Genomic DNA, 4,486 nt, shown 5'->3' with positions numbered 1-4,486 from the left:
CCCGGCTTGAGGTCAAGGGGCTGATCGGCCGGTCGTTTCTACAGCGGCTGTCGCCCGGTGACGGCGCCACCGGGGTCGTCGATCAGGGCGATGCGGGCGGTGATGCGTTTGCCGACCGGCTCGCGCTGTGCTTCAAAACCCTGGGCGACGGCCATGACGATCTCCAGGCCGTGCTGGCCGACCCGGCCGGCATCCGCAGCCCGGGCAATGGGGAGCACCGGGTCGGAGTCCCAGACCGAGACTTCGACCGTGTCCCCGGCGATGCGCAGGTCCAGCAGTGCCGGGCCGGGGGCGTACTTGCGGGCGTTGGTGACCAGCTCGCTGACCACCAGCTGCGTCACGTCCAGGGCGCGCTGGGAGACGGGCAGGCCGTGCTCGGCCTGCACCCGGGTGAGGAAACCGGTCGCCAGGTGGCGGGCGTGGGCGATGTCCGTGCCGTCCCCGTCCAGGGCGACGGTGGTCTGCAGGGCCTGCTCGCCCTGCGTGGTGCCGTCCTCGCCCACGGGCACCGATTCCATGCTGTCCACCCTTCGCTCCCCCGTTCGTCATCCGCGCGCGTACCCGCGCACCGACGGGCAACGCCCCATGCCCCTCCATTGGCCCCGCAGGCACCGGGCCTCTGCCCAGTGCCTGCGGGGCGTGTACCGGGTGAAGGCCCGGTGTGTCAGTATCACCGGCATGGCCGAGGGAGAAGTGGCGAACAGCAAACAGGCTGAACAGCCGGGCCGGTTGTCGGTCGTGGCCACCACCGACGGCATCCACGTGCTGACCCTGGCCGGGGAGATCGACACCACACCGGCGATCAGCTCAGGCAGGCCCTGAACGTCCCCGGCGCGCCCCGTCCCCGCGTCGTGGTCGGTCTGCGGCAGGTGACCTTCATGGACTCCAGCGGCATCAACATCCTCATCGCCGCCCACCACGCCCTCATCCAGGCCGACTGCACCTGGCCGCACCGACCGGCACCGTGAGACGCACCCTGCAGATCATCGGCGTCGACGCCGTCGTCGACTGCCGCGACACCCTCCGCCACGCCCTCGCCAACTGACGGTCCCGGGCCGGCTGTGTGCGGGTCAGGCATAACCGGGGCGCGGTCACTTTCCCCGTCGGGGGTTGTGCGGCGAGGAGGCCGAAGCCGGGCAGCTCGGGCGGGAAGCAGAAAGGCCGGTCCGCCACCACGGGGGGGGGGGAGTGACGGACCAGGCCCGGGGACACGTTGTCATACCCGTCTTCGGCGCGCCCGCTCTGCGGGTGAAGTCGCTACGGAAAGTCACGACTGCCGTCATCTCGGCCGTGTGTCCGCCCGGCGGGGTGATGACGGGCCGGGGCCCGGGGCGGGCGCCCCGGGCCCCGGTGGCATCCCGGGCTTTTAGGCGGGGGTGATGTTCTCCGCCTGCGGGCCCTTCTGGCCCTGGGTGATGTCGAAGGTGACCGCCTGGCCCTCCTGCAGCTCGCGGAAGCCGGAGGCGTTGATGTTGGAGTAGTGCGCGAAGACGTCCGGTCCGCCGCCGTCCTGGGCGATGAAGCCGAAGCCCTTCTCGGCGTTGAACCACTTGACGGTTCCGCTGGCCATGCTGGTACCTCTCGGTCGCTGTCCGGGACCGCACCGCGCGGCCCCTGGAGGTGATCGCCGTGGTCCGGCACCGCACAGCAAAACGCCCGCGCGAAAGGCGCGGGAGGGTACGGCGAACCACGACATCCGGCAGCGACGCTACACGCAGAAACCGAACCGCACCACAGAGCCACAGTCGTGGTGACAGCCGCAGGCGGATGACTCAGCCCTCCTCACGGGGGACGAGACGCAGGTGGGCGGGCGGGGCCGGGTCCTCACCCGTCCCATCCGACGACGCCTGTGCACAGGTCGTCGAGCAGCGCAAGCAGGACGCCCTGCGTCTGGAAGCCGCGAGCGACGGACTGGAGACGGACCCGCTGCTGCTGGCGCTGGCCCGTGCAGCCGCACAGGAAAGGCCACGCTGTCATACCCGTCCTCGGCGCGCCCGGCCTGTGGGTGAAGTCGCCGCAGAAAGGCGTGATCGTCACCATCTGGGCCTTGAGCAACCCGGTCGGCGGCCGCCGCTTGTGGCTTGGGACGGGGCTGGTTGTGCAGCGGGCAGGGATCAGGGGCGGCCCCGCGCGGCGTGCGAGGGACGCGGGGCCGCCGAGTCCCGCCGTCCTGTCCGAGCGGGCCCCGAGGGGACCTTATGCGGGCACGGTGGATGCCGCATGCGCTGCGGCGCGAAGGAGGGACGGTGGGGTGCGTCGGCCGCGTCTGTGGGGTTCGGCTGGGCGGGGTTCGGCTCCTGTGGCCGGTGCCGTGTTCCGGGGGGCGGGACGTGCGGGGAGGTCGTCGTGCCGGGTAGCGGGCGCAAGAGCCCCGTGTGAGGCCAACGGGCATGCAGAATCGGCATGTTGATCTCACTGGGTGGTTCGGCCGCCCGAGGAGGTCGACCGGCTGACGGTGGTGCCGAGCAGCGCTGTGAAGGTCATCTTCGACTCCCCCTCCATGCCGGACGCCCATGGGGAGGTGGAGCGGATGGTGGAGGTGGCCGGCCGTCCCGCGTCTCGGCCCGCGGCGCCGGAGCGGGGTGCGCAGGTCACGGTGCAGGTGGTCCTCGAGGCCGACGGCGCCGCCTTCGCGGGCCGGGAGAAAGGAGGCGGCGGCGCGGGAGGTGGAGGAGCGGTGGGCCGGACCCTTGCGGCTTTGCCCCACGCCCGGTGGGCGAGCAGCCCCGTGGTCCCGCTGTGGTGCCTGCCCGCGGCCCGGGAGTAGACGGTGGCGGTGGTGGGCGGCGGGGCCGAGGCACGGCTGGATGATGTGCCCGCTATGACGAGATCGGTGAGCTGCTGCCCGGGCAGGCACCGCAGCGCGCCGAGTCCGCCTCGCCGTTCACTGGGCGGGCGACGGAGATCAGGGCCCTGGTGGGGACCGGCTCCAGCAGGGCGCCGCGCAGCGCGCGGCAGGGCGTATGCCCGCAACCCCCGTCCTGCCGCCTGGTGAGACCCAGCAGGCACACCGTCGCCGGCGTCAGCAGCAACGGCAGGGGCCTCGGCTGCGGTGAACCGGACGGCGCGGGCCGTGCCTGCTTCCGGACGTACGCCTGGGCGCGGTGCGCCGTCTGACGGGGACGCCGGGCGGCAGCGTCGCGGCACCAGGCACACAGTGCGCAGCCGCAGGTACTGGTCTCCGTGTGGTCGGCCAGGGTCCGGCACCGGGGACAGTCACAGATCCGGGGTGTGCTCGCGGCAGGCCGGTGGCCGGTAGTGGCGGTGGGGGACGGCCGGGCGCCGGGTCGGTGGCCCGGCGTGCGATGGGTGCCGCGCCCTGACCGGGTCCGGCAAGGGCAGTTGATGCGGGAGCGCAGGAAGGCGGACAGCTCTCTCCCTCGCCGCAGGGCCGTGATGTCGTCGGTGGTGAAGTCGTCGTCCACGGCGGCCTCCCTTTTTTGCGCGCTGTGCGTCGCGGCGGCACGAAACGGCGCGTACCGGCGGTCACGGCAGTGTCGTCTTCGCGGGCAGGACGTCCGTGCGGACCTGATCCGGGCGGGCCGTGGGGCGGGCGCGGGTGAGGTGTTTTCGTGTCCGGTGTCCCTTCCGGCGGGCCGGTGCCGGGGGCGAAGCAGGCCGTGTGCGGCGGTTCACGCGGGTGATGATTGCCCAGGGCAGCGGCGATGGCACCGTTTGGGTGAGTAGCATCCGGCAGCAACACCCCCGTGCAAAGGAGCGTGCAACAGTGGCCAACGAGCCGGAAGAGCCCACCACCCAGAGCCTGCAGAGCCAGTACGCGACCCAGTTCGCCCACCACCTCGCGGACAACCGGGAGGAACAGACCCGCCTGCGCAAGCGTCTTGAGCAGCTCGTGGCGGACGAAGCCTGGCTGGTCAAGGCGCTGGAGGCGGTGTCCGCCCCGGCCGAAGGCGGAGCCGACACCGGTGTCCAGGCACCAGAGGACGAGTCGGTGCAGCCGCAGGACAGCACGACCAGGCCCGCCAAGGCGACCGAAGCGACCGAGTCGGCAGTTGAGGCTTCCGCGGCACTGCCAAAGCAGCGGCAGGACAAGCCGGCCAAGGCCTCCGCGAAGAAGACCACGGCCAAGGAGGCGTCCACGAAGACGACCACTGCCAAGAAGGCGACGGCGAAAAAAGCGCCCGCCGCGCAGAAGTCGACGGCCAAGCAGACACCCGCCGCGAAGAAGACGACGTCGTCCAGGGCCGGTGCCCCGTCCCTGGGTGAGCTGCTGCTGAACGTCCTGGGCCGGCATGCCGGGCAACCGCGCACCGCGAGCGAGGTCGCAGACGACCTGGAGCGGGAGTACCCGGAGCGGGCCCGGGACGTCAACACCGTGCGCAACACCCTGGAGCGGCTGGTCGCCAAGAGCCGCGTCGAGCGGATGAAGCAGAAGAACACCGTGCTCTACACCGCCGTGACCGAGTCCGCACCCGCCGCGGAGAGCACGGCCGTGGAGGCGTCCCCGGCCGCCGGGACGGCCGGC

General features: G+C 72.1%; 7 protein-coding genes. 4 read left to right on the top strand and 3 right to left on the bottom strand.

The annotated features are described in order from the left end of the window. Positions 1-38: 38 nt before the first annotated feature. Complete coding sequence (locus RIM90_RS21825; RefSeq protein ID WP_309062445.1) at positions 39-518, bottom strand: ATP-binding protein; 480 nt, start codon at positions 516-518, stop codon at positions 39-41. Between the two features lie 160 nt (positions 519-678). Between RIM90_RS21825 and RIM90_RS21820 the strand changes: the two genes are divergently transcribed. Then, entirely contained in the window at positions 679-822 is a 144-nt protein-coding gene (locus RIM90_RS21820; protein ID WP_309062435.1) for a hypothetical protein, read from the top strand. 544 nt (positions 823-1,366) lie between these two features. Here RIM90_RS21820 and RIM90_RS21815 read toward each other — a convergent pair. Continuing rightward, positions 1,367-1,570, bottom strand: coding sequence for a cold-shock protein (locus tag RIM90_RS21815; RefSeq protein ID WP_037751662.1), 204 nt, complete (start codon positions 1,568-1,570; stop codon positions 1,367-1,369). 254 nt (positions 1,571-1,824) lie between these two features. Further along, entirely contained in the window at positions 1,825-1,977 is a 153-nt protein-coding gene (locus RIM90_RS21810; RefSeq protein WP_309062434.1) for a hypothetical protein, read from the bottom strand. A gap of 442 nt (positions 1,978-2,419) precedes the next feature. Between RIM90_RS21810 and RIM90_RS21805 the strand changes: the two genes are divergently transcribed. The 3 genes from RIM90_RS21805 to RIM90_RS21795 form a co-directional block, all read left to right on the top strand. After that, a complete protein-coding gene (locus RIM90_RS21805) occupies positions 2,420-2,767 on the top strand; it encodes a hypothetical protein (RefSeq protein ID WP_309062433.1) in 348 nt (115 codons plus the stop codon). Positions 2,768-2,991: 224 nt separating this feature from the next. Next, positions 2,992-3,117, top strand: coding sequence for a hypothetical protein (locus RIM90_RS21800; protein ID WP_309062432.1), 126 nt, complete (start codon positions 2,992-2,994; stop codon positions 3,115-3,117). A gap of 610 nt (positions 3,118-3,727) precedes the next feature. Next, positions 3,728-4,486 (top strand): BlaI/MecI/CopY family transcriptional regulator (locus tag RIM90_RS21795; protein WP_309062431.1); only part of this gene is annotated, 759 nt, incomplete at its 3' end.

This window comes from Streptomyces sp. (genome assembly GCF_031181555.1).
GTDB classification, from domain to species: domain Bacteria; phylum Actinomycetota; class Actinomycetes; order Streptomycetales; family Streptomycetaceae; genus Streptomyces; species Streptomyces fimbriatus.
The sequence above is the reverse complement of the archived record's forward strand: the minus strand, read 5'-3'. Positions and strand labels throughout refer to the sequence as shown.

What these genes read in the sequence shown, in the direction of transcription:
- RIM90_RS21825 (WP_309062445.1), bottom strand. Translation starts at nt 518, where the DNA reads ATGGAATCGGTGCCCGTGGGCGAGGACGGCACCACGCAGGGCGAGCAG.
- RIM90_RS21820 (WP_309062435.1), top strand. Translation starts at nt 679, where the DNA reads ATGGCCGAGGGAGAAGTGGCGAACAGCAAACAGGCTGAACAGCCGGGC.
- RIM90_RS21815 (WP_037751662.1), bottom strand. Translation starts at nt 1,570, where the DNA reads ATGGCCAGCGGAACCGTCAAGTGGTTCAACGCCGAGAAGGGCTTCGGC.
- RIM90_RS21810 (WP_309062434.1), bottom strand. Translation starts at nt 1,977, where the DNA reads ATGACAGCGTGGCCTTTCCTGTGCGGCTGCACGGGCCAGCGCCAGCAG.